This window comes from Streptomyces johnsoniae (assembly GCF_031845565.1).
Classification (GTDB): Bacteria; Actinomycetota; Actinomycetes; order Streptomycetales; family Streptomycetaceae; genus Streptomyces; species Streptomyces johnsoniae.
This window is the reverse complement of record NZ_JAVREV010000016.1, coordinates 139,221-163,484: the sequence shown is the minus strand read 5'-3', so window position 1 is coordinate 163,484 and position 24,264 is coordinate 139,221. Positions and strand designations below refer to the sequence as shown.

The window sequence follows — 24,264 nt, the reverse complement described above, 5'->3', positions numbered from 1 at the left end:
TCACCGGCCATGGCGCTCACCCTTTACGTCGACACCGACCGCTGGCGGGCGCACCAGCGGTCGATTGTGGCTGACTTTCCAGGTCTTGTGCCCGTGTGCAAGGGCAATGGGTACGGATTCGGGCACGACCGGCTCGCGGACGAGGTGTCGCTGCTCGGCCTCGACACGATCGCGGTGGGGACCACCTACGAGGCCGAGGGGATGCGGGACCGCTTCAGCGGCGACATCCTGGTGCTGACCCCGTACCGGCGCAGCGAGGAGCCGGTGCCCCTGCCGGACCGGGTGATCCGTTCGGCGTCCTCGGTCGACGGGGTGTACGGCCTCGTGGGGTCACGCGTGGTGGTGGAGGTGATGAGCTCGATGCGGCGGCACGGGGTGTCGCCCTCGGACCTGGGGAAGCTCCAGGCGGCGCTCGACGACGTGCGACTTGAGGGCTTCGCGATCCACCTGCCGCTCGACCGCACGGACGGGACGGACGCGGTGGAGGAGGTCATCGGGTGGATGGACCGGCTGCGCGCGGCGCGGCTGCCGCTGGACAGGATGTACGTGAGCCACCTGACCTCGGAGCAACTCCTGCGGCTGCGGCAGCAGTTCCCGCAGACGACGTTCAAGGCGCGGATCGGTACCCGGCTGTGGCTCGGTGACCACGGGGCGACGGAGTACCGGGGCGCGGTGCTCGACGTGACGCCGGTGGGGAAGGGCGACCGGTTCGGCTACCGGCAGCAGAAGGCGCCGGGGGACGGCTGGCTCGCGGTGGTGGCCGGCGGCACGTCGCACGGCGTGGGCCTGGAGGCGCCGAAGGCGCTGCACGGGATGACGTCGCGGGCGAAGGGGATGGCGCGGGCGAGCCTGGCCACCGTGAACCGGAACCTGTCGCCGTTCGTGTGGGACGGGAAGCAGCGGTGGTTCGCGGAGCCGCCGCACATGCAGGTGTCGATCCTCTTCGTGCCGGCGGAGTCGAAGGGGCCGAAGGTCGGGGACGAGTTCAAGGCGATCCTCCGGCACACGACGACGCAGGTGGACCGCCTGATGGACGGCTGAGCGGCCTGCGGCGAGACGCGGCGCGCGGCCGGGACGGCAGCCTGCCCGCGGCCGAGACGGCGGCAGCCCCGGGATGGGACCGGGGCTGCCGCTTTTCCGTGCGGGCGCCGCGGGGGCGCCTTCGTTCCCCTGAACGTGCAGGGGGCCGGGCTCAGTTGTCGCCCTCGCCCCTGATGAACTTCTCGACGTTGTCGCGCGCGACGTCGTCGAAGTGCTGCACGGGCGGGGACTTCATGAAGTAGGAGGAGGCGGAGAGCACCGGGCCGCCGATGCCGCGGTCCTTGGCGATCTTGGCGGCGCGGAGCGCGTCGATGATGACACCCGCGGAGTTGGGGGAGTCCCAGACCTCCAGCTTGTACTCAAGGCTCAGCGGAACGTCACCGAACGCGCGGCCCTCCAGGCGGACATAGGCCCACTTGCGGTCGTCGAGCCAGGCGACGTAGTCGGAGGGGCCGATGTGCACATTCTTCTCGCCCAGCTCCCGGTGGGGGATCTGGGAGGTGACGGCCTGGGTCTTGGAGATCTTCTTGGACTCCAGCCGGTCGCGCTCCAGCATGTTCTTGAAGTCCATGTTGCCGCCGACGTTCAGCTGCATGGTGCGGTCGAGGATGACGCCGCGGTCCTCGAACAGCTTGGCCATCACGCGGTGCGTGATGGTCGCGCCGACCTGCGACTTGATGTCGTCGCCGACGATCGGGACGCCCGCCTCGGTGAACTTGTCGGCCCACTCCTTGGTGCCGGCGATGAAGACCGGCAGGGCGTTGACGAAGGCGACCTTGGCGTCGATCGCGCACTGCGCGTAGAACTTGGCGGCGTCCTCGGAGCCGACGGGCATGTAGCAGACGAGGACGTCGGCCCTGCTGTCCCTGAGGACCTGGACGACGTCGACGGGCTCCTCGTCGGACTCGACGATGGTCTCGCGGTAGTACTTGCCGAGGCCGTCGTGCGTCTCGCCGCGCTGGACGGTCACGCCGGTCGGGGGCACGTCGCAGATCTTGATGGTGTTGTTCTCGCTGGCGCCGATGGCGTCGGTGAGGTCGATGCCGACCTTCTTCGCGTCGACGTCGAAGGCGGCGACGAACTCGATGTCGGAGATGTGGTAATCACCGAACTGGACGTGCATCAGACCCGGGACCCGGGTGTCCGGGGCGGCGTCCTTGTAGTACTCGACGCCCTGTACCAGCGATGCGGCGCAGTTGCCCACGCCGGCGATGGCTACGCGAACCGAACCCATTCCGGTTGCTCCCTGTGTGTTCTCGACGTGACCCCGCTTCGTCGCGGGGGTGTTAGGTGGTGGTGTCGTCGGGCGGGCCGGGCCTCGGGCGCTCGGGGGCGCCGTCCGGCGGCCGCTGGTCCCCGTGGTGCGGGGGGTCGCGGTGGTCCCGTCCTTCGCGTTCGCTCTCGATGAGCTCGTTGAGCCAGCGGACCTCGCGTTCCACGGACTCCATGCCGTGCCGCTGGAGTTCGAGGGTGTAGGCGTCCAGCTTCTCCCTGGTGCGGGCCATGGAGGCCCGCATCTTGGCCAGGCGCTCCTCCAGCCGGCTGCGGCGGCCCTCCAGAACGCGCATGCGCACGTCCCGCGAGGTCTGGCCGAAGAAGGCGAAACGAACGCCGAAGTGCTCGTCCTCCCAGGCGTCCGGGCCGGTCTGGCCCAGCAATTCCTCGAAACGTTCCTTGCCGTCGGCCGTGAGCCTGTAGACGATCTTGGCCCGGCGGTTGGACAGCGCGGTGGCGCGCGGGTCATCCGGGCTGCGGCCCGGCTCCTCGGCCAGCCAGCCCTGCTGCACCAGCGTCTTGAGGCAGGGGTAGAGGGAGCCGTAGCTGAACGCCCGGAAGACGCCGAGCGAGGTGTTGAGCCGTTTCCGCAGCTCATAGCCGTGCATCGGCGACTCGCGCAGGAGGCCGAGAACGGCGAACTCCAGGATGCCTGAGCGTCTGCTCACCCGGGAAGTCACCTCCGTTCTCATCCGTCGTGCCGTGCCCTTCGAGCTTAGTGTTGGTGCGATGCATTGAGCCGATGTATCAGCTCGATACATCGACACGATAGAACGGCGGACCGGAGCGGGCAAGCGGCACTTCGGTGAAGGGGGTCACATCTTCGCTTCGTCGAGGGCGTTATGTCTCAATTGTTCGCCACGCAAAGAAAGATGGCGCTTTGGGGCTGCGTAGTCTTTAGCCCGTGCAGACCACCGTGGCCGGGAACCCAGCGATGACAGTCCTCGTCATCGTTCTAGGTGCAGTGCGCCCGGACTCGTGGCCGGATCGCACATCGGGGGACTGGATGCCACCTGAAGTACCTGCCCCAACCAGGCGATTGTGTCTGTCCGAGGAGTAGCTGTCCCATGAGCGAGCACCGTCGCAAGCCACCGCAGTCCCGCGGTCGCCGGGCCGCGGGGTCGTCCGGGCGGCGGGCCGGCCCGCCGCCCGTGCCCCCCGCGGACGACGCCCAGCGGACCGGCGAGACGCCGGAGCGGCCGTACGGCAGCCGTGCCGAGGCCCGCCGCGCCACGCAGCGCGGCAGTGGTGGCCGCCGCCGGGCGGCCAGTTCGGCCGAAGGCACGACCAGGGCCGCGCGGCGGCGCGGGGAGACCCCGTCGAAGAAGCGCTTCATCGACTACCCGCGCTCGGGCTACCGCGGCCTGCGGCGCTGGGTGCCGTCGTGGAAGCAGGTGCTCGGCTCGTGTGTCGCCTTCATGGGCCTGATGATGGGGCTGGTCGGCGTCGCGTACGCGATGACCGAGATCCCGGACCCGAATGACGTCGCCCTCCAGGAGACCAACGTCTACTACTGGGCCAGCGGCGAGCGGATGGTGGTCTCCGGCGAGAGCAATGTGAACCGGCAGAATCTGGACCTGAGCGACATCCCCGAGGCGATGCAGGACTCGGTGATCTCCGCGGAGAACGCCAGCTTCTACTCCGACCCCGGCATCGACCTCATGGGCATCGGCCGCGCCATGCTCAACATGGCCCGCGGCGGCGACGTGCAGTCGGGCTCGACGATCACCCAGCAGTACGTGAAGAACATGTACCTCACCCAGGATCAGACGATAGAGCGGAAGGCACGCGAGCTGCTGCTGTCGGTCAAGGTGGGGGCCGAGGTCTCCAAGGACGACATCCTGGAGGGCTACCTCAACACCTCGGACTTCGGCCGCGGCGCCCTGGGCATCCAGGCCGCGGCCCAGGCGTACTACGGGAAGGACGCCCTCGACCTCACGGACAGCGAGGCCGCGTTCATGACCGCGCTGCTGAAGGGCCCGGCGCTGTACGACCCGTACATCGGCGGCGGCGGCGACGAGGTCAACGACCGAAACGAGGAGAATCTCCAGCGCGCCGAGGAGCGCTGGTCCTGGGTGCTCGACCGGCGGGTCGAGGTCGGCGGGCTGAGCGCCACCGACCGGCAGGCCATCGACGAGGAGGGCTTCCCGATGCCGGACCCGCCCACCCCGGCGATGGAGAAGGCCGGGCAGATCGGCTACCTGACAAACCTGGCGGACCAGTACCTGATCAGCGAGGGCATCACGACCAGGGAGGATCTGGACAAGGGCGGCTTCCAGATCCACACCACGTTCGACGAAGACATGATGAACCAGATGGAAGCGGCCGTGGTGGGGGTGCAGGAGGAGCACATCGACCCCGAGGCGCGGGACGAGGACCGGCACGTCCAGTTCGGCGGCGCCGCGGTGGTCCCCGGCGACGGCGCCATCGTGGCGATCTACGGCGGCGAGGACTACACCCAGCACTTCGTCAACAACGCTAACAATCCCGGCGCACAGGTGGGCTCCACGTTCAAGCCCTTCGTGCTGGCGGCGGCGATGAGCGAGGGCGTGCGGGACCCGGAGGGCCCCGCCACCCAGGACGAGGACCAACGCACGCCGATCTCGCCGGAGAGCGAGTACCGCAGCGAGGACATGCTGCCGATCATGAATTACAACGGCGAGCCGGTCCTGGTGGAGAACGCGGAGACGGGCGAGGACGAGGAGTGGCGCCAGGCCAACTTCGAGGGCCGGTCGCAGGGTGACCTCAGCATCCGGGAGGCCATGGAGATCTCGGCCAACGCGCCGTTCGTGCAGCTGGGCATGGATGTCGGTCCGGCCACGGTCCGGGACGTCGCCGAGAGCGCGGGTCTGCTTCCGGACAGTCTGGGCAAGGCCGACGACACCGTGCCGACGTTCGCGCTCGGTGTCTCGACGCCCGGACCGATCCGCATGGCGACGGCCTACGCCACCTTCGCGGCCAGCGGTGAGCAGGCCGATCCGTACTCGGTGACCAGCGCGGAGAACAGCCGGCTCGGCATCAGCTACGAGCACGAGACCCAGACCGAGCAGGCGTTCGATTCCGCGGTCGCGGACAACGTCACGGATGTGCTGACCGAGGTCGTCGAGGGCGACGAGGGCAGCGGCCGGGACGTCCAGGCGCTCGGCCGGCCCGTCGCGGCGAAGACCGGCACCACCGACGACAACAAGAGCGCGTGGTTCGTCGGCTACACCCCCCAGCTATCGACGGCCATCGGCATGTGGCGCATGCCCGACTCCCAGGAGGAGTTGGTCGGCGACGAGCAGATGGGCTTCATGTCCATGTACGACACCGCGGGCATGGAGCGGATCAACGGTGGTTCGCTGCCGCTGGACGTGTGGCTGGCATTCATGCAGGAGGCCACCGCGGGCCACGAAATCGAGGAGTTCCCCGAGCCCTCGGACATCGGCGAGATGCACCGCGGCACCGGCGTCGAGCCGCCGCCCCCGCCGACACCGACGGACGATCCGACGGAGGAACCGACGGAGGAACCGACCGAGGAACCGACGGAGGAACCGACGGAGGAACCCACCGAGGAACCGACCGAGCCCGAGGACCCGACGCCGTCGGACGATCCGACGGAGCCGTGCAACGACTGGGACCCGACCTGCGACGACGGTGGTCAGGACGGCGGACCGGGCGGTGACCCGACCGACGACCCGACCGACGAGCCGACCGACCCGGGCGAGACCGACGACGGCGGCGCGTGGTTCGGCGGCAGGGTCGGATAACCGCCCCTGCCACCCCGGGGCGGGGCCGTGCGGCAGGATGAGGACATGGCGCATCCGAACCCGCGAGCGGACGTACGGCCCACCCGGCACGACGAAGTGGCCGCCGCCGGCAGCGAGCTGATCGGCGGCCCCGCCGGCCGGCGGGCCGTGTCCGCCGGCGGCCGGTGGACGCCGGTCCGGATCGTCGCCCTGGTGATGATCGGAATGTTCGCCCTCGGCATGGTGCAGAAGGCGCCCTGCTACGACAGCGGCTGGTTCCGCGGCCCGACCGACCAGTACACCCACGCCTGCTACTCCGACATCCCGCACCTGTATCAGGGCCGCGGCTTCGCGGACGGCGTCATTCCCTACTACGAGTCCATCCCCGCCGAGCTGTCCGGCGGCATGGAGTTCCTCGAATACCCCGTCCTCACCGGCCTGTTCATGCAGGTCGCCGACTGGCTGACCCCGGGCGGCACCACGGACCCGTCCCCGGCTCAGACCTACTGGCTGGTGAACGCGGCGCTTCTGATGATCTGCGCCGTCGTCATCGCCGTCTGCGTGACCCGCATCCACCCCCGCAGGCCCTGGGACGGGCTGCTGGTCGCCATGGCCCCGGCCCTGGCCCTCACCGCCACCATCAACTGGGACCTGCTGGCCGGTGCGCTCACGTGCGCCGCGCTGCTGATGTGGTCACGCAGCCGCCCGTTCGCCGCCGGCATCTTCCTCGGCCTGGCCACCGCGGCCAAGCTCTATCCGGTTCTGCTGCTCGGTCCGCTGCTCGTACTGTGCTGGCGGGCCGGACGATGGCGCCCGTTCCTCGCCTCGGCCGCGGGAGCCGTCGGCGCGTGGCTGGCGGTCAACCTGCCGGTGATGATCCCGGCCCCGGAGGGCTGGGCGAAGTTCTACACCTTCAGCGAGGAGCGCCCCGTCGATTTCGGCTCGCTGTGGCTGATCATCAAGCAGCGCACCGACACGGAGCTGGACGGCGTGAACGCCTTGGCCACCGGCCTCGTCGTCCTCGGCTGCGCCGCCATCGCGGCGCTCACCCTCGCGGCCCCCCGCCGACCGCGGCTGGCGCAGCTCGCGTTCCTCGTCGTGGCCCTGTTCATCCTGACCAACAAGGTCTACTCCCCGCAGTACGTGCTGTGGCTGGTCCCGCTGGCCGTTCTGGCACGCCCGCGCTGGCGGGACTTCCTGATCTGGCAAGGCTGCGAGGTGCTGTACTTCCTCGGCATCTGGATGTACCTGGCCTATCTCAACAGCGAGGATCAGCAGGGGCTCGCCCCCGGCGGCTACCAACTCGCCATCCTGCTGCACCTTTTGGGCACGCTCTACCTGTGCGCGATGGTCGTTCGCGACGTGCTCAGGCCGGAGAACGACCCGATCCGGCGCGACGGCTCCGACGACCCCGGTGGCGGCGTGCTCGACGGTGCCGAGGATGTCTTCACACTCCGTCCCCGCCATGACCGGCCGCCCGCCCCCACCGCGTTCGTCGACTGGGGCGTCACCGGGCGCACCCTGCCCGCCCCCGGCTCCGGCCGCCCGAGCCCCCCGGATGACGTTTCACGTGAAACATGAGAGACAGGGGCCAGAACGCTCCTCGGCCGTCGCTGATCTCCGCGCCCTGCTGCGCTTCCCGGGCTTCCGGAAGCTGCTGACCGTCCGCCTGCTGTCGCAGTTCACGGACGGCGTCTTCCAAGTCGGCCTGGCCACCTACGTGGTGTTCGGGCCGGAGCAGGAGACCTCCCCCGCGGACATCGCCGCCGCGATGGCGGTCCTGCTGCTCCCGTACTCCCTCCTCGGCCCCTTCGCCGGCGTGCTCCTGGACCGGCTGCGCCGCCGCCAGGTGCTGTTTCACGGGAACCTCCTGCGCAGCGTTCTGGCCGCGGGCACGTGCGCCCTGGTCGTGGCCGACGTGCCGGACTGGCTGTTCTACCTTTCGGCGCTCTCGGTCACCGCGGTCAACCGCTTCATCCTGGCCGGGCTGTCCGCCGGCCTGCCCCGCGTCGTGGACCGCGAGCGGCTGGTGGTCGCCAACTCCCTCTCCCCCACGGCCGGAACGCTCGCCGCCACGGTGGGCGGCGGCGCGGCCTTCGTCGTGCAGTTCCTGGGCGGCAGCCAGGGCGCGGACGACGCGCTGGCCCTGGGCCTGGCCGGCGTGCTGTACCTGCTGGCCGGTCTGTCCGCACTCCGCATGAGCCGGGACCAGCTGGGCCCGGAGGCCGACGCGGTCCAGCCGCGCTTCGGCGCGGCAGTCGCCGGCACCGCGCGCGGACTGGTTGCGGGGCTGCGCCACCTGACCGTCCGGCCGCTGGCCGCCTGGACACTGGGCGCGCTGGGCATGATGCGCTTCTGCTACGGGGCCCTGCTTGTGACCGTCCTCATGCTCTGCCGCCACGCCTGGTCGGACGGCACGGGCGACGGGGACGGGATGGCCTGGCTGGGCGCGGCCGTCGCCGTATCCGGGGCCGGCTTCTTCGTGGCCGCCGTGATCTCCCCGTGGATGGTCGCCCGGCTCGGCACGCTGGGCTGGTTCGTGCTGTGCGCGGGCCTGGCGGCTGTGCTCGTTCCGGCGCTCGGGCTGTGGTTCCGGCCCGTACCGGTGATGATCGCGGCCTTCGTGCTCGGGCTGGTGTCGCAGGGCTCGAAGATCGTGACGGACACGGTGGTGCAGTCCTCGGTGGACGATGCCTACCGCGGGCGGGTGTTCTCCCTCTACGACATGCTCTTCAACATCGCGTTCGTGGGCGCCGCCGGTATCGCCGCGCTGATGCTGCCCCCGGACGGACGCTCGGCCGTGCTGCTCCTCACCGTTGCGGTGCTCTACGGCGCGACGGCGGTCGCGGTGCAGGGGCTGCGCCGCTCGCTGGTTTCACGTGAAACAGTGCGGGCGGCGACGGGCTGAGAGCCGGTCACCGCCCGTGCCTCACTGCTGGGTGGTCCACCAGTCCTTGAGCGCGGCGACCGCGGCCTCATGCTCCATGGGCCCGTTCTCCATCCGCAGCTCCAGCAGGTGGCGGTAGGCCCGGCCGATCTCCGGCCCCGGGCCGATGCCGAGGATCTCCATGATGTCGTTGCCGTTGAGGTCCGGACGAATGGCGTCCAGCTCCTCCTGCTGCTTGAGCTGCTCGATGCGCTCCTCCAGGCTGTCGTAGGCCCGGGAGAGCGCCAGCGCCTTGCGCCGGTTCCGCGTGGTGCAGTCGGAACGGGTCAGCTTGTGCAGCCGGCTCAGCAGCGGCCCCGCGTCCCGGACGTAGCGGCGCACAGCCGAATCGGTCCACTCGCCGGTGCCGTAGCCATGGAAGCGCAGATGCAGCTCGACCAGCCGGGCCACGTCCTTGATGATCTCGTTCGGATACTTCAGCCGCGCCATCCGCTGCTTGACCATCTTCGCGCCGACCACCTCGTGGTGGTGGAACGAGACCCGGCCGTCCTTCTCGAAGCGGCGCGTCTTCGGCTTACCGATGTCGTGCAGCAGGGCCGACAGGCGCAGCACCAGGTCGGGCGCGCCGTCCTCCAGATCGATCGCCTGCTCCAGGACCGTCAGGCTGTGCTCGTAGACGTCCTTGTGCCGATGGTGCTCGTCCCGCTCCAGCCGGAGCGCCGGCACCTCGGGCAGCACCCGCTCGGCGAGCCCGGTCTCGACCAGCAGCGTGATGCCCTTGCGCGGGTGGTCACCGAGAAGCAGCTTGTTCAGCTCGTCCCGGACCCGCTCCGCGGAAACGATGTCGATCCGGTCCGCCATGTCCGACATCGCGGCCAGCACGGGCTCGGCCACGGCGAAGTCCAGTTGCGCGGCGAAGCGCGCGGCCCGCATCATGCGCAGCGGATCGTCGGAAAAGGAGTCCTCGGGGGTGCCGGGGGTGCGCAGCACCCGCTGCGCGAGGTCGGCGAGGCCGTTGTGCGGGTCGATGAACTCCTTGCGCGGCAACGCGACAGCCATGGCGTTGACCGTGAAGTCGCGGCGCAGCAGATCCTCATGGAGGGAGTCGCCGTAGACGACCTCCGGCTTGCGGGAGCTGCGGTCGTAGGCTTCCGACCGGTAGGTGGTGATCTCCAGCTGGTAGCCCTCGTCACCGGCCTCGTCCGGCGCGGCCTTGCGGCAGCCGATCGTGCCGAAGGCGATGCCGACCTCCCATACCGCGTCCGCCCACGGCCGGACGATACGCAGGACCTCCTCGGGCCTGGCGTCGGTGGTGAAGTCCAGGTCGTTGCCGAGCCGCCCCAGGAGGGCGTCGCGCACCGAGCCGCCGACCAGGGCCAGTGAGAACCCGGCGCGGGCGAAGCGAGCCGCCAGATCGTCGGCGATGGGGGAGACCCGCAGCAGCTCGCCCACGGCCTGCCGCTGCGCCGTTCCGAGTCCGGGCGCGGCCTGACGGAGCTGAGTTTCATTCCTGTCGTTCGGCACAACAGCACAGCGTACGTGGCCCGGACGGGCCGCGGGCTCCCCCGGGGGGCCACCGGTCCTGGACACTCCGCAAGACCGATCATCGTTACCATGAGGGCCGGTTGAGAACGAGGGATTGGGGCTGGCGCGTGACAGTGTCGGGGAAGCGGCGGCGTGATGCGGCACGCCGCCGACGGCAGCGGCTCTCCTCTCTGCTCGCCGTGATCATCGGGTTCCCGATGCTGGCCGGGCTAGGCCCGGCGTCGGCGACAGCCGCCCCCTCCGCCCCCGTCCAGGAGATCGGCACCGGCAGCCGCACGGCGACCATCTCGATCACCGATCTCGGCCCCGCGGTGCCCGACGAGGATGACACCCTGACCATTCGCGGCACCGTCACCAACGACGGGGCCTCCCCCATCGTGAACGGCACGGTCGACCCCAGGAGCGGCGTGCTGCTGTCCGGCCGCAGCGCCATCGACGAGGCGGTCCCCCGCACCGGCCACGACACGGCGACCGGCACGATAGTGTCCGGCCACGGCCAGGACCTGCCGACCATCGCGCCGGGCATGTCCGCGACCTTCTCGCTTCAGGTGCCCGTCTCCGCCCTCTCGCTGGGCACGGACGGCGTGTACGAGCTGGGCGTGGGGCTGACCGGGCAGACCGAGAGCGAGCGATGGGACACCCTGCTCGGCGTCGGCCGGACCCTGCTGCCCTGGCAGCCGGACGCGGCGGACTCCGAGGGCGCCCGGACCGACCTCTCCGTGCTGTGGCCGCTGATCTCGACCACGCATCTGACCTCGCAGACGGGCGCGGACGAGGAGCAGACCCCCGCGTTCCGCGACGACTCGCTGCTCGGGGAGATCTCCCCCGGCGGCCGGCTGGACCAGATGGTCTCGCTGGGCGCCGACCTGCCGGTGACGTGGGTGGTCGACCCCGACCTGCTGGCCTCGGTGGACGCCATGACCGAGCCGTACCAGGTCTACGACGGGGACCGGCTGGTCGACGGGGACGGGCAGGAGGAGGCCAGGGCCTGGCTCAGGAAGCTCCAGGAGGCCGTCCAGGGCAACGAGGTCGTCGCGCTCCCCTTCGCCGACCCCGACCTGGCCTCGCTCGCCCACCAGGGGAAGGACGTACTCGGCGCGCTGGGGCAGCTGGCCAAGGCGACCGAGACGGCCGAGGTAACGGTGGAGACCGTCCTCGACGTGGACGCGAGCACCGACTTCGCCTGGCCCGTGGAAGGAGCCATCGACCCGTCCATCGTGTCCGTGGCCACGTCGGCCGGGGCGCACCACGTCATCGCCCGCAGCGACAGCCTGCGTCCCGGAGACCTGAGCTACACGCCTTCCGCCGCACGGCCCATCGGCGGCGGCACCACGGCCGTCGTGGCCGACGCCAGGCTGTCCACCCTGTTCGAGGGCGACATGACCGGCACCGCCGAGGCGCGCCTGGCGGAGCAGCAGCTGCTGTCCCAGACGCTGGCGATCACCCAGCAGGACCCGGCGAACGAACGCAGCGTGGTGCTGGCACCGCAGCGCATGCCGACCGCGGCACAGGCCCAGGCGATGGCCGATGCGCTCCTCGCGCTGCGGGACTCCGCGGACTGGGTCCAGTTCACGGATCTCACACAGGCCGCGCAGGCCGCTCCCGACCCGGCCGCCAATCAGGAAGTGCCGCCCGCGGCGGACTACCCGCAGGAGCTGCGCGAGCAGGAGCTGCCCACCAGCGCGTTCCAGGCGATGCGCGAGACGCAGCGCACGCTGGAGGACTTCCAGGTCATCCTGACGCGCGACGACCGCGTCGCGACCCCGTTCGGGAACGCGATACGCCGCGAGATGTCGACGTCCTGGCGGGGCAACGAGGACGACGCCGCCGCGTACCGGGAGACCGTGCAGGACGGTCTGACCGGTCTCACCGAACGAGTGCATCTGATCCCGAAGTCCCCCATCACCCTCTCCGGGCGCAGCGCGACGATTCCGGTCACCGTGCAGAACAACCTGGTGCAGGACGTGCACAACCTGGAGTTGCGGCTGACGTCGAGCAGGACACTGGGGCTCGAGGTCGGCGAGGAGCAGGAGATCGTCGTCAGCGGCGGGCACAGCCAGTCGGTCAAGTTCTCCGCGACGGCCCGCGCCAACGGCAGGACGTTCCTGGAAGCCCAGCTCTACACGCCCGACAACAAGCCCTACGGGGACCCCATCCAGTTCCAGGCGAGCGTCACGTCCATCACCTCGGCCGTCATGATGGTGATCGCCGGCGGGCTGCTGCTCGTGGTGCTGGCCGGAATCCGGATGTACACGCAGCGCAAGCGCGCTGCGCGGGAGCCCGCCGGGGTAGGAGCAGAGGGTGAGAGCTCCGCGGGTGAGACCGGCGCCGACACCAGCGCCGACACCACCGGTGGCCGTGCCCGGGGTGAGAGGCTGGACTCCGACGAGTGAGCTGCCGGCCGGGACGTCCGCACCGGCCCGTGAACCAAAGGTGGGGTAGCGATGCATGCGCCATACGACCGTGAACGCGGCCAGGCGCCGGGTGGCGGCGACCCGTCCGGCTGGCAGGGGGACCAGCAGGGGCACCCGGACCACCAGGGGCACCACGGTCATCAAGGTCACCACGGTCATCAAGGTCACCACGGTCATCAACCCCATCAGGGGCACCAGGGGCAGCATCCCTATCAGCCGCCCTATGAGCCCCCGGCCTATCAACAGCCTCCGGGCTACGATCCGGCCGCGCACGACCCGGCGGGCTACGACCCGGCCGGGTACGGGCCCACGCCGCACCAGCCACCCATGTACGATCCGCACGCCTACGGTCCGCCGCAGGGTTACGGACCGGGCCCGTACGACCCGCGCGGCTACGGCCCGCCCGGGTACCAGCCGCCCGTATACGACCCGCAGGGCTATGACCCGCAGGGCTACGCCGCGCATGGGTACGATCCGGCGCAGCAGCAGCGCCCCTACGACCCGTACCTCGCGGACAGCTACCACCACGACCCGTACGCGGGCAGGGACCCGCTGGCGCAGGACCCGGTCGGGGACGCGCTTTACGACCGGGCCGCGCACCCGCCGCCCCCGCCGGGCAGCGTTCCCGACCCGTCGGCCCTCTACCACCAGCCGCATCCCGCGCCCTACGCGCCGGACCCGCAGCGCTGGGCGCCCACGCCCGCGCCAGAGCCCGACGCCGTCTCCCGCCACTTCCCGCACGGGGACGATGCCGCCACCACCCAGTTCACGGGCATCGACGGGCTGATGCACAAGGCGGGCGAGGCGCCTGGACCGTACCGCGGGGGCGGGGAACAGCCGCCGGTGGACGACGCGTTCGCCCACCTCTTCCGCGACCAGCAGACCGGCCCGGCCCGGCACATGCCGCCCGGCGGGCAGCCACCGGAGCGGCGGCCGCCCGAGCCGCGGCAGCAGGAGCCGGCCCCGGAGCCGGTGCCCACGCCGAAGAAGTCCGGCCGGGCCGGCGGTTTCCTGCGGTCCAGCGCCATCATGGCCGCCGGCACGCTGGTCTCCCGGGCCACCGGTTTCGTGCGCCAGCTGGTCCTCGTGGCCGCCCTCGGCTCCGCGGTGCTCGGCGACACCTACACCGTCGCCTGGAACCTGCCGAACATGATCTACATCCTGATCATCGGTGGCGGGCTGAACTCCGTGTTCGTGCCGCAGCTGGTCCGGGCCATGAAGAACGATCAGGACGGCGGCGAGGCGTTCGCCAACCGGCTGCTGACCCTGGTGATGGTCCTCCTCGGCGCGCTCCTCATCGTTGCCGTGCTCGCCGCCCCGCTGCTGGTGCGGACGATGTCGGCGTCCTTCGCGGACGACCCGGCCGCCAACGAGGTCACGGTCACCTTCACCCGCTACTTCCTGCCCACGATCTTCTTCATGGGCGTGCACGTCGTCCTCGGACAGATCCTCAACGCGCGCGGCAGCTTCGGACCGATGATGTGGACCCCGGTCCTCAACAACATCGTCGTGATCTTCACCTTCGGCATGTTCCTGTGGGTCTACGGCACCCAGCGCACCTCGGGCGTCAGCGTCACCACCATCACGCCCGAGGGCATCCGCCTGCTCGGCATCGGCACCCTCCTCGGCCTGGTGGTCCAGGCCCTGGCCCTGATCCCCTACCTGCGGGCGGCCGGCTTCCGCATGCGGCTGCGCTTCGACTGGCGCGGCAAGGGCCTCGGCAAGGCCGCCGCCATGGCCAAGTGGACCGTGCTGTTCGTCCTCGCCAACCACGCGGGCCTGATCGTCGTCACGCAGATCGCCACCCGCGCCGGTGAGAACGCGGCCGAGTCCGGGCACCCGGGCACCGGCATCATCGCCTACAGCAGCGCCCTGCTGATCTGGCAGATGCCGCAGGCCATCATCACCGTGTCCCTCATGGCGGCCCTGCTGCCGCGGCTCTCCCGCTCCGCCGCCGACGGCGACACCGCGGCGGTCCGCGACGACCTCTCCCAGGGGCTGCGGACGTCGGCCGTGGCGATCGTGCCGATCGCGTTCGCGTTCGTCGCCCTCGGCGTCCCGATGTGCATGCTGCTGTTCGGCACCGCCGACGGGGCCCGGTCGTTCGGCTACATCCTCATGGCCTTCGGTCTCGGCCTGATCCCCTACTCGGTCCAGTACGTCGTGCTCCGCGCGTTCTACGCCTACGAGGACACCCGCACGCCGTTCTACAACACCGTCGCCGTCTCGGCCGCCTGGATCGTGCTGTCCGGCATCTGCTTCTTCGTCCTGCCCGACCGGTGGGTCGTGGCCGGGGTGGCCTTCAGCTACGGCATCGCGTACAGCCTCGGCGTGCGCATCGCCTGGCGCCGGCTGCGCAGCCGCATGGCGGCCGATCTGGACGGCGCCCGCGTCGTGCGCACCTACATCCGCCTGGCGGGCGCGAGCGTCCCGGCAGCCCTGCTCGGCGGCGCCGCCGGCTTCGCGGTCCTGCGGGCCCTGGGCGAGACGATGCTGGGCTCCCTGGCCGCCCTGTCGGTGGGCGGGCTGGTGCTGCTCGGCGTCTTCTACATCGCCGCCCGCCGCATGCGCGTCCAGGAACTGACCGCGCTCGTCGGCATGGTGCGCGCCCGGTTGGGCCGCTGAGCGCCCTCAAAAGCTGATCGCCGCAGGACAAGCCCACCGCCGACACCCGGCCGCCACATGCCGTACAACCTCGGCCCGTACTCACATGTCGTGCAGGGTGACGGACTACCGGCACAATGAGTCTGGCAGTGTCAAGCATCCGACAGCCGAGAACGGGGAGGCGGGAACGACGGTGGCGGAACGGAGCACGGCAACGAGCTCGTCGCAGCGTCCAGCGAGCGCCCAGCACGCCACGGACCCGGACAGCCAGGAAGCGGCCTCGTCGGCCGCCGAAGAGGCGTCCGGGGCCACCACAACACCCTCCTCACCGCCCGAGCTGCACAGCGGTCACAGACTCGCCAAGCGCTACCGCCTTGAGGAGTGCATCACCCGACTGGACGGCTTCAGCAGCTGGCGCGCCGTTGACGAGAAGCTGCGCCGCGCGGTGGGCATCCACCTGCTGCCCGCCACGCACGAACGGGCCCGTGCGGTGCTGTCCGCGGCTCGTTCCACGGCGTTGCTGGGCGACCTGCGCTTCGTGCAGGTCCTCGACGCCGTCGAGGAGAACGGGCTCGTCCACGTCATCCACGAGTGGCTGCCCGACGCGGTGCCGCTGAGTACCGTGCTGCACAGCGGCCCGCTGGACGCCCACGAGGCGTACGCCCTGGCCACTCAGATCTCCCAGGCGCTGTCCGCCGCCCACCGCAAGGACCTCGCCCACCTCCGCCTCACCCCGGCGACCGTACTGCGCACCGGCTCCTGCCAGTTCCGCATCCGCGGTCTCGCGGTCGACGCGGCCCTGCGCGGCATCTCCTCCCCGGACCCGCAGCGGGCCGATACGGAGGCCATCGGCGCCCTCCTGTACGCCGCGCTCACGCAGCGCTGGCCCTACGGCGAGGGTGCGTACGGGCTGAACGGCGTGGCGGGCCTCAGCAAGGGCGCACGGGACTCGCCGGCCACCCCGGAGCAGGTGCGGGCCGGTATCCACCGTGGCCTGTCCGAGCTGGCCATGCGCGCGCTCGACAACAACGGAGCCACCGCGGCCAGCCAGGAGCCGCCGTTCACAACACCGCAGGAGCTGAGCGAGGCGCTTGCCGCACTGCCCCGCATTCCCCCGCCCGACCCGACTCCCAACGGGATCACCGGCTACCAGCACACGACCTTCCAGCGCGGAACCCTTGCCGCGGGCCGGAAGCCCCCGGCCACCCCCGCACGGCCCGCTCCCACGCCGCCCGCGCCCCCGGCTCTGCCGGGCCGCACCGGCACCGCGCTCAAGTGGGGCGTGTCCGCGCTGCTGATCGCCGCGCTCGGGCTCGGCAGCTGGCAGCTGGCCGATGCCCTCCTCAAGGGCGATCCCCCCAGCGAGCCCGCGCCCCCCGCGGCCCCGCCCGCGCAGGCGGAGGACCCGCCGGCGGCCGGTCCTGTCCCGGTCCAGAGCATCTCGGAATTCGATCCGGAGGGCACCGGCAGCGGGCAGAACCCGGAGGACGCGCCCCAGGCCATCGACGACGACCCCGCCACGGCGTGGAGCACGAAGAACTACTACGGTCCCTCGTTCGGCAACCTCAAGGACGGCCTCGGCCTCATTCTCGACCTCGGCGAGCCGCAGCCGGTGTCCGGCATCACCGTCGAGGCGCTGGGGTCCACCAGCGTCGAGTTCCGCGCCGCGTCCGCCGAGACCACGTCCATGCCGTCCGGCCTCGACGACTTCGCCTCGATCGACGAGGGCACCGGGGAGTCGCTGACGCTTCAGGCGGAGGAGCCGATCGAGACACAGTTCGTTCTCGTCTGGCTCACCGAACTGCCGCAGGGCAATGATGGCAACTACCGTGGCCGCATCACCGACATCACCGTCACTCGATAGCCGGGCCAGGGGACAGGGGAGGTTCCGCCGTGGGCAATGACCTGCCACGCGAGCCTGTCCTTCCCTCCGACCAGGAGCTACTGGCCCAGCATGTCGACGGCAGCCCGGACGCCTTCGCCGAGATCGTGCGGCGCCACCGGGACCGGCTGTGGGCCGTCGCCCTCCGGACGCTCGGCGACCGTGAGGAGGCCGCCGACGCGCTCCAGGACGCCTTCGTCTCCGCCTACCGCGGCGCGCACACCTTCCGCGGCCAGGCCGCCGTCACCACCTGGCTCCACCGCATCACCGTCAATGCCTGCCTCGACCGGATTCGCAAGGCCAAAAGCCGACGGACCGCCCCCATGCCCGAGCCGGAGAAACTGGAAACGCTCCTGGACCCGCACGAGTCCGCCGAAGTGCCCGCCGAGCGGCAGGACCTCCGCCGCCAGCTGCACACCGCCCTGGCCCAGCTCCCCGCCGAGCAGCGCGCGGCCCTCGTTCTCGTCGACCTCCAGGGCTACCCGGTCGCCGAGGCGGCCGAGATCCTCCAGACCCCCGTGGGCACCGTCAAAAGCCGCTGCGCCCGTGCCCGTGCCCGGCTGCTCCCCCTGCTGCGCCATCTCCACCCCCGGGCATCGGGGGACGAGCCAGCAAGGAACCGGGCACCCGGTACATCCGTCCCACCACCAAGAGATACGGGAGATACCGGAGCCGTGCGGGGAGGAGGCACGCACCCGTGAACGACGTCCATCCAGAGCCCGCGGACCTTGCCGCGCTCGACGAAGATCTGCTGCCGCCCGACGAAACGGCCCGGCTGCGCGACCACCTCACCCGTTGTTCCGCCTGTGTCGCGGTGCAGGCCGACCTCACGGCTCTGCGTCAGGCACTGCACGAGCTGCCGGACCCCGGGCCGATGCCCGACGACATCGCGGCCCGCATCGATGCCGCCATCGCCGTGGAGCCCCGCCCCGCCGCCCCGGCCGCTCCTGTTTCACGTGAAACAGCGCATCAGCGGCTAGCTCGGCGCGACCGCCGCCACCGGCGCATGCGTCTGGGCCTGGCAGCGGTCGGTGCGCTCGTCTTCCTCGGATTCAGCGGCACGCTCCTCTCGTCCATCGATCTGGAGGGCGGCACGAGCGACGACGGCGGAGGCGGCGCCGAGTCGGCCGCCGACAGCGCCGAGCAGTTCAACGAGAGCACCGAAAGCGAGCCCCTGGAGAACCAGGTGCGCGAACTGCTGGCCACCGCCGAGAGCAACGACCCGCTGCTCGCCGAGGGGAACGAGGAGTCCGACCCGTCCGCACCCGATCAGCCCAGCTCCGAGCCGGAAACGATGGCCGCCCTCCCTGCGTGCGTCGAGGAGGCCATCGGCCGCCCGGAGGCGCCGCTCGCCGCGGAGGAAGAGGACTACGCGGGTGTCGACGCCTATCTCGTCGTACTTCCGCATCCGGCCGACCCGGAGCGGGTCGACGCCTACGTCGTCACCGCCACCTGCGCCTCCGCCTCACCGTCGGCCTCCGGAGAGATCCTCGTCCGAGAGAGCTATCCTCGCGAATGACGGTACCGCCGCGCCGGGAATGTCTGGGACCCTAAGAGCCGTTATTGGACTGTGGGCCCCGCCGGGGCCCTGGGCGAGACACCCGAGACAAGGAAGAAACCCGTGAGCGACGTCCGCAACGTGATCATCATTGGCTCAGGACCCGCGGGCTATACCGCTGCGCTCTACACAGCACGCGCCTCGCTCAACCCGCTCGTCTTCGAAGGAGCGGTCACGGCGGGCGGTGCCCTCATGAACACCACCGAGGTCGAGAACTTTCCTGGGTTCAAGGACGGCATCATGGGCCCCGACCTGATGGACGGCATGCGTGCCCAGGCGGAGCGCTTCGGCGCCGAGCTGGTGCCGGACGACATCGTCTCCGCGGACCTGACCGGCGAGATCAAGACCGTCACGGACACCAGCGGCACGGTGCACCAGGCCAGGTCCGTCATCGTGGCCACCGGCTCCCAGCACCGCAAGCTCGGCCTGCCGACCGAGGACGCCCTGTCGGGCCGCGGTGTCTCCTACTGCGCGACGTGCGACGGCTTCTTCTTCCGCGAGCAGGACATCGCGGTGATCGGCGGCGGCGACACGGCCATGGAGGAGGCCACCTTCCTCAGCCGCTTCGCCCGCACGGTCACCATCGTCCACCGCCGGGACACACTCCGCGCGTCCAAGGCCATGCAGGAGCGTGCCTTCGCTGATCCCAAGATCAAGTTCGTGTGGGACAGCGAGGTCGCCGAAATCCACGACACCGACGGCAAGCTCTCCGGGCTGACTCTGCGCAACACCAAGAGCGGCGAGTCCACCCCGCTGGCCGTCACCGGACTTTTCGTCGCCATCGGCCACGACCCGCGCGTGGAGCTGTTCAAGGGGCAGCTCGACCTCGACGCGGAGGGCTACCTCCAGGTCGACGCCCCGACGACGCGCACCAACGTGCCGGGCGTCTTCGCCGCCGGCGACGTCGTCGACCACACCTACCGACAGGCGATCACCGCGGCGGGCACGGGCTGTTCCGCGGCCCTGGACGCTGAACGGTATCTCGCCGCCCTGGCCGATGCCGCATCCGTCACCTCCGACGTGACGGTCTGACCGTCGCCCCTACGAGCCAACGCCACCCAACCCCAAGGAAAGTGAAGGAGAAGCATCATGGCCGGTGCCACCGTGACTGCCACTGACGCCGACTTCGACGAAGTAGTCCTGCGGAGCGACAAGCCGGTACTGGTCGACTTCTGGGCCGAATGGTGCCCCCCGTGCCGCCAGGTCGCCCCGACCCTGGAGGCCATCGCCGCCGAGCACGCCGACAAGCTCACCGTCGTCAAGCTCAACATCGATGAGAACCCGACGACCGCGGCGAAGTACGGCATCCTCTCCATCCCGACCATGAACGTCTACCAGGGCGGCGATGTCGTGAAGACCATCGTCGGCGCCAAGCCCAAGGCTGCCATCGAGCGCGACCTCAGCGACTTCATCGGCTGAACACCGCTCCGGACAGACCACCGGACACAGGCGGAGGGCCCGAGCCGTTTCACGTGAAACGGCTCGGGCCCTCCGCCTGTGTGCAGACTACGCGGCGCCCTTCGGGCGTCAGCCGGCTTCCTCTTCGTCCGGCTCCTGCTCATCCCGCTGCTGCTCCAGCACGGGACCCTCACCCGGCGCCAGCTGACCGAGGATGCGCTCCAGATCCTCTATCGACGCGAACTCGACGACGATCTTTCCCTTCTTCTGCCCCAGGTCCACCTTTACCCGCGTCTCGAAGCGATCCGACAGCCGGCCCGCCAGGTGATCCAGCGCCGGAGAGATCCGCTTCCCGGCCCGCGGCCCCCGGCCTCGGCTGCTGCTCGCCTTCGCCCCGGCCCCCTGGAGGGTGACGATCTCCTCCACGGCCCGCACCGACAGCCCTTCGGCCACGATCCGATGCGCCAGCCGCCCCTGCTCCTCCGCGTCCTCCACGGACAGCAGCGCCCGCGCGTGCCCGGCGGACAGGACACCCGCCGCCACCCGCCGCTGCACGGCGGGGGAGAGCCGCAGCAACCGCAGCGTGTTCGACACCTGAGGGCGAGACCTGCCGATCCGGTCCGCCAACTCGTCATGCGTGCATTTGAAGTCACGCAGCAGCTGGTCATAGGCCGCCGCTTCCTCCAGCGGATTCAACTGGGCCCGGTGGAGGTTCTCCAGCAGGGCATCGAGGAGCATCTGATCGTCCTCGGTGGCCCGCACAATGGCCGGGATCGTATCCAGGCCGGCCTTCCGGCAGGCGCGCCAGCGGCGCTCGCCCATGATCAGCTCGTAGCGGTCCGGGCTCAACTGCCGAACGACGACAGGCTGAAGCAGGCCCACTTCCTTGATCGAGGTGATCAGCTCAACGAGGGCATCCTCGTCGAACACCTCGCGCGGTTGCCGGGGGTTGGGCGTAATGGCGTCCAGGGGAAGCTCGGCGAAATGCGCGCCCGCCACTTCGGCGGCCTCGGTTTCCAGCACCGGCTCCGGCTCCTCCGCCGGAGCGGCCGTTGCCGTTTCACGTGAAACGGCGTCCAGCTCCTCGTCCACCTCGGGCAGCGGCCCGGTGGGGATCACCACCCCGCGGTCCGCCGTCAGCACCGGCACCGCGGCCGGCGAGGTGGATGCCGAGCCCTCCGGCCCCGCGTCCCGCTGGTCGGAGCTCTTGGGCGCGGGCGGAATCAGCGCGCCAAGCCCCCGCCCAAGCCCTCTCCGTCGTTCGCTCACTGCGCTCCCTTCACCGGGTTGTGCTGGTCCTGCTGCGGCACTCCTTGCTCCGCGGATGTGCCGCGCAGCGCAATCTCCCGGGCCGCTTCGAGATACGACAGCGATCCACTGGAACCCGGGTCATACGTCAAGACGGTCTGCCCGTAGCTCGGAGCCTCCGAGATCCGGACCGACCGTGGGATGTTCGTCCGCAGCACCTCGGCCCCGAAGTGGCTGCGGACCTCGTCCGCGACCTGAGAGGCGAGGCGGGTCCGGCCGTCGTACATCGTCAGCAGAATCGTCGAGACGTGCAGCCGCGGGTTCAGATGGCCACGCACCAGCTCGACGTTCCGCAGGAGCTGGCCGAGACCCTCCAGCGCGTAGTACTCGCACTGGATCGGAATGACCACCTCGGCGCCGGCGACCAACGCGTTGACCGTAAGCAGCCCCAGCGAGGGCGGGCAGTCGATGAACACGTAGTCCAGCGGCTGTTCGTAGGCGCTGATGGCCCGCTGCAACCTGCTCTCCCTGGCCACCACCGAGACCAGCTCGATCTCGGCGCCCGCCAGGTCGATCGTCGCGGGGGCGCAGAACAGCCCCTCGACGTCACGGACCGGCTGGACGACGTCCGACAGTGGCCTGCTGTCGATGAGCACGTCGTAGATCGAGGGAACCTCCGCATGGTGATCGATTCCCAGCGCCGTGGACGCGTTCCCCTGCGGGTCCAGGTCAATGACCAGCACGCGGGCGCCGTGCAGGGCCAGCGACGCGGCGAGGTTCACCGTGGTGGTGGTCTTGCCGACTCCGCCCTTCTGATTGGCAACGACCATGATGCGAGTCTGCGCAGGCCGGGGGAGGCTGCCTCCGGAGCGGTACATGGCCGCAACGGCCTGCTGGGCGGCCCGGCTTGGCAACTCCCCGGCGGGCGGCGGCGTCACGGGAGCGAGATCGACCGCGCCTCCCGGAGCGTCCGTGGGCTCGGACCGAGGGCCGGGCACCGGATCGGCCGTCGGCCCAGCAATATTGGCGTCGGACCGCAATGGTTCACTCTCCTCGACACGTGCAGCCTTCGTGGGTTCAAAGCCTGCCATGCCCTGGGGGTCACGAACCAGCGAGGAGGGCGTACTTGTGGACAACGGCCCATCTGTGGATACCGGCGACACACTTTTGGGTGTACCTCCGGAGCGGCGGTCGCGTGGCTCGGCGGCTGCGCGTCCACGACTGATGATTCCTTGGAGCAGCGAGCGGCGTTTCACGTGAAACACGATGCCCACCGGACAGCGCGACACCGCGCCAGACACTCCGCGTCGTGGATATATTCGGCTCTTTTGGCGTCGCTTCGGATGAAAAGGAGCGATCCGGCGAGCAAAACAGCTCGCCGGATCATCAGGCGGGAGTGGTCCGGAGACCGGCGGTCAGGGAGTGCGACGGCCGGTTCGTGCGCCGCGCCGCGCGGCCCTGGCCCGCTTGGCGGCGAAGCGCACGCCCCCGGGGCTCTCCCCGACCTCGACCCGGACCACCGTGGACAGCGGGTCCACCAGCCCGGCGCCCACGTGCAGCACGGAGCTGCGCACGACGCCGAGCTTCGCCAGTGCCGCCCGCGCGCCCTTCAGCTCCTGCTCCGCGGTGTCCCCCTTGATGGCCAGCATCTCCCCGTACGGCCGCAGCAGCGGCACGCCCCAGCCGGCCAACCGGTCGAGCGGGGCGACGGCACGGGCCGTCACGACATGGACCGGCGTGAAGCTGTTCATCACTTCCTCGGCCCGGCCGCGCACCACGGTCACCTGGTCCTCCAGGCCGAGCAGCTCCACGACCTCGTTCAGAAAGTTGGTCCTGCGCAGCAACGGCTCCAGCAGCGTGATGCGGAGGTCAGGCCGCACCAGGGCCAGGGGGATACCGGGCAGCCCGGCACCCGAGCCGACATCGCACACGGTCACCTGCTCCGGGACCACCTCGGAGAGCACCGCACAGTTCAGCAGGTGCCGCCCCCACAGGCGCGGCACCTCGCGGGGGCCGATGAGCCCCCGGCCCACACCCACATCGGCCAGGAGACCGGCGTACCGGACGGCATCCGGCAGCCGGTCTCCGAAAACGGCATGCGCCTCCCGGGGCGGCTCGGGCACCTCCGCCGTCTCCTCGGGAGCATCGTCCTGCCTCACGGCAGAACGACCACGCGGCGCTGCGGCTCCTCGCCCTCCGACTCGCTGCGCAGCCCCGCCGCGGCCACGGCGTCGTGCACGACCTTGCGCTCGAAGGGCGACATGGGCTTGAGCTTGACCGGCTCGCCCGTCTCCTTCACCTGCTGCGCGGTCTGACTGCCGAGCTCGGTGAGCTTCTCCCGCTTGCGCGCCCGGTGTCCGGCGATGTCCAGCATCAGCCTGCTGCGCTCGCCCGTCTCGCGGTGCACAGCCAGGCGGGTCAGCTCCTGCAAAGCCTCCAGCACCTCACCGTCGCGGCCGACGAGCTTCTGGAGATCGCGCGAGGAGCCCTCGGCAACGATCGACACCGCGGCGCGGTCCCCCTCGACGTCCATGTCGATGTCGCCGTCGAGGTCCGCGATGTCGAGAAGCCCCTCAAGGTAGTCGGCCGCGATTTCACCCTCCTGTTCCAGGCGGGTGAGGACGTCGGTGTCCTCGGCTGTGGTTGAGGTCGTGTCCGTCACGGGTGGGACTCCTTCTCGCGCT

The 24,264-nt window shown here is 70.6% G+C and carries 18 protein-coding genes; 11 read left to right on the top strand and 7 right to left on the bottom strand.

Going from position 1 to position 24,264, the window contains the following annotated elements:
• The first annotated feature begins 9 nt into the window (after positions 1 to 9).
• Positions 10 to 1,041, top strand: coding sequence for an alanine racemase (locus tag RM779_RS25910; RefSeq protein WP_311620171.1), 1,032 nt, complete (start codon positions 10 to 12; stop codon positions 1,039 to 1,041).
• A gap of 151 nt (positions 1,042 to 1,192) precedes the next feature.
• Here the strand turns inward: RM779_RS25910 and RM779_RS25905 are convergent, their stop codons facing one another.
• Together RM779_RS25905 and RM779_RS25900 are read right to left on the bottom strand one after the other, a co-directional pair.
• Positions 1,193 to 2,275: an inositol-3-phosphate synthase gene (locus tag RM779_RS25905; RefSeq protein ID WP_311620170.1), complete on the bottom strand. Its 1,083-nt coding sequence runs from the start codon at positions 2,273 to 2,275 to the stop codon at positions 1,193 to 1,195.
• Between the two features lie 52 nt (positions 2,276 to 2,327).
• On the bottom strand, positions 2,328 to 2,984 hold the full coding sequence (locus RM779_RS25900; RefSeq protein ID WP_077060166.1) for a PadR family transcriptional regulator: 657 nt from the start codon (positions 2,982 to 2,984) through the stop codon (positions 2,328 to 2,330).
• Between the two features lie 399 nt (positions 2,985 to 3,383).
• Between RM779_RS25900 and RM779_RS25895 the strand changes: the two genes are divergently transcribed.
• From RM779_RS25895 to RM779_RS25885, 3 genes are read left to right on the top strand one after another with little or no spacing between them, the layout of a single operon-like run.
• Positions 3,384 to 6,065, top strand: a complete 2,682-nt coding sequence (locus tag RM779_RS25895; RefSeq protein ID WP_311620169.1) for a transglycosylase domain-containing protein — start codon at positions 3,384 to 3,386, stop codon at positions 6,063 to 6,065.
• 45 nt (positions 6,066 to 6,110) lie between these two features.
• Positions 6,111 to 7,625 (top strand): glycosyltransferase family 87 protein, encoded by a 1,515-nt coding sequence (locus RM779_RS25890; protein ID WP_311620168.1) that lies wholly within the window; start codon positions 6,111 to 6,113, stop codon positions 7,623 to 7,625.
• On the top strand, positions 7,615 to 8,952 hold the full coding sequence (locus RM779_RS25885) for an MFS transporter (RefSeq protein WP_311620167.1): 1,338 nt from the start codon (positions 7,615 to 7,617) through the stop codon (positions 8,950 to 8,952). The genes RM779_RS25890 and RM779_RS25885 overlap by 11 nt, the downstream gene beginning before the upstream one ends.
• A 21-nt stretch (positions 8,953 to 8,973) precedes the next feature.
• Here the strand turns inward: RM779_RS25885 and RM779_RS25880 are convergent, their stop codons facing one another.
• Positions 8,974 to 10,455 carry a CCA tRNA nucleotidyltransferase gene (locus RM779_RS25880; RefSeq protein ID WP_311620166.1) on the bottom strand — a complete coding sequence of 494 codons (1,482 nt, stop codon included), beginning with the start codon at positions 10,453 to 10,455 and terminating at the stop codon, positions 8,974 to 8,976.
• Between the two features lie 128 nt (positions 10,456 to 10,583).
• On the opposite strand from RM779_RS25880, the gene RM779_RS25875 reads away from it, so the two are divergent.
• The 7 genes from RM779_RS25875 to trxA all read left to right on the top strand — a co-directional run bounded on the left by RM779_RS25875 (position 10,584) and on the right by trxA (position 20,353).
• Positions 10,584 to 12,869: a DUF6049 family protein gene (locus RM779_RS25875; RefSeq protein WP_311620164.1), complete on the top strand. Its 2,286-nt coding sequence runs from the start codon at positions 10,584 to 10,586 to the stop codon at positions 12,867 to 12,869.
• A 348-nt stretch (positions 12,870 to 13,217) separates the two neighbouring features.
• Complete coding sequence (gene murJ, locus RM779_RS25870) at positions 13,218 to 15,515, top strand: murein biosynthesis integral membrane protein MurJ (RefSeq protein WP_311620163.1); 2,298 nt, start codon at positions 13,218 to 13,220, stop codon at positions 15,513 to 15,515.
• Positions 15,516 to 15,687: 172 nt separating this feature from the next.
• Positions 15,688 to 17,358, top strand: a complete 1,671-nt coding sequence (locus RM779_RS25865; RefSeq protein WP_311620162.1) for a protein kinase family protein — start codon at positions 15,688 to 15,690, stop codon at positions 17,356 to 17,358.
• 29 nt (positions 17,359 to 17,387) lie between these two features.
• A complete protein-coding gene (gene sigM / locus RM779_RS25860) occupies positions 17,388 to 18,077 on the top strand; it encodes an RNA polymerase sigma factor SigM (protein WP_311620161.1) in 690 nt (229 codons plus the stop codon).
• A complete protein-coding gene (locus RM779_RS25855; RefSeq protein ID WP_311620160.1) occupies positions 18,074 to 18,895 on the top strand; it encodes an anti-sigma factor in 822 nt (273 codons plus the stop codon). Before sigM ends, RM779_RS25855 begins: the two co-directional genes overlap by 4 nt.
• A 102-nt stretch (positions 18,896 to 18,997) precedes the next feature.
• The gene (gene trxB, locus RM779_RS25850; RefSeq protein WP_311620159.1) at positions 18,998 to 19,966 is read left to right on the top strand and encodes a thioredoxin-disulfide reductase; all 969 of its coding nucleotides are present in this window, start codon (positions 18,998 to 19,000) and stop codon (positions 19,964 to 19,966) included.
• A gap of 57 nt (positions 19,967 to 20,023) precedes the next feature.
• Entirely contained in the window at positions 20,024 to 20,353 is a 330-nt protein-coding gene (trxA, locus tag RM779_RS25845; protein WP_311620158.1) for a thioredoxin, read from the top strand.
• 108 nt (positions 20,354 to 20,461) lie between these two features.
• Here the strand turns inward: trxA and RM779_RS25840 are convergent, their stop codons facing one another.
• From RM779_RS25840 to RM779_RS25825, 4 genes are all read right to left on the bottom strand, one after another.
• The gene (locus RM779_RS25840; protein WP_311620157.1) at positions 20,462 to 21,601 is read right to left on the bottom strand and encodes a ParB/RepB/Spo0J family partition protein; all 1,140 of its coding nucleotides are present in this window, start codon (positions 21,599 to 21,601) and stop codon (positions 20,462 to 20,464) included.
• Entirely contained in the window at positions 21,598 to 22,671 is a 1,074-nt protein-coding gene (locus tag RM779_RS25835) for a ParA family protein (protein ID WP_311620156.1), read from the bottom strand. Before RM779_RS25835 ends, RM779_RS25840 begins: the two co-directional genes overlap by 4 nt.
• A gap of 324 nt (positions 22,672 to 22,995) precedes the next feature.
• On the bottom strand, positions 22,996 to 23,739 hold the full coding sequence (rsmG, locus tag RM779_RS25830) for a 16S rRNA (guanine(527)-N(7))-methyltransferase RsmG (protein WP_311620155.1): 744 nt from the start codon (positions 23,737 to 23,739) through the stop codon (positions 22,996 to 22,998).
• On the bottom strand, positions 23,736 to 24,242 hold the full coding sequence (locus RM779_RS25825) for a Jag family protein (RefSeq protein ID WP_077060154.1): 507 nt from the start codon (positions 24,240 to 24,242) through the stop codon (positions 23,736 to 23,738). The genes rsmG and RM779_RS25825 overlap by 4 nt, the downstream gene beginning before the upstream one ends.
• Between the last annotated feature and the right edge of the window lie 22 nt (positions 24,243 to 24,264).

Excerpts from the sequence above, each read along its gene's own strand:
- RM779_RS25910 (WP_311620171.1), top strand. The coding sequence starts at position 10 with ATGGCGCTCACCCTTTACGTCGACACCGACCGCTGGCGGGCGCACCAG.
- RM779_RS25905 (WP_311620170.1), bottom strand. The coding sequence starts at position 2,275 with ATGGGTTCGGTTCGCGTAGCCATCGCCGGCGTGGGCAACTGCGCCGCA.
- RM779_RS25895 (WP_311620169.1), top strand. The coding sequence starts at position 3,384 with ATGAGCGAGCACCGTCGCAAGCCACCGCAGTCCCGCGGTCGCCGGGCC.
- RM779_RS25890 (WP_311620168.1), top strand. The coding sequence starts at position 6,111 with ATGGCGCATCCGAACCCGCGAGCGGACGTACGGCCCACCCGGCACGAC.
- murJ (WP_311620163.1), top strand. The coding sequence starts at position 13,218 with ATGTACGATCCGCACGCCTACGGTCCGCCGCAGGGTTACGGACCGGGC.
- trxA (WP_311620158.1), top strand. The coding sequence starts at position 20,024 with ATGGCCGGTGCCACCGTGACTGCCACTGACGCCGACTTCGACGAAGTA.
- RM779_RS25835 (WP_311620156.1), bottom strand. The coding sequence starts at position 22,671 with ATGGCAGGCTTTGAACCCACGAAGGCTGCACGTGTCGAGGAGAGTGAA.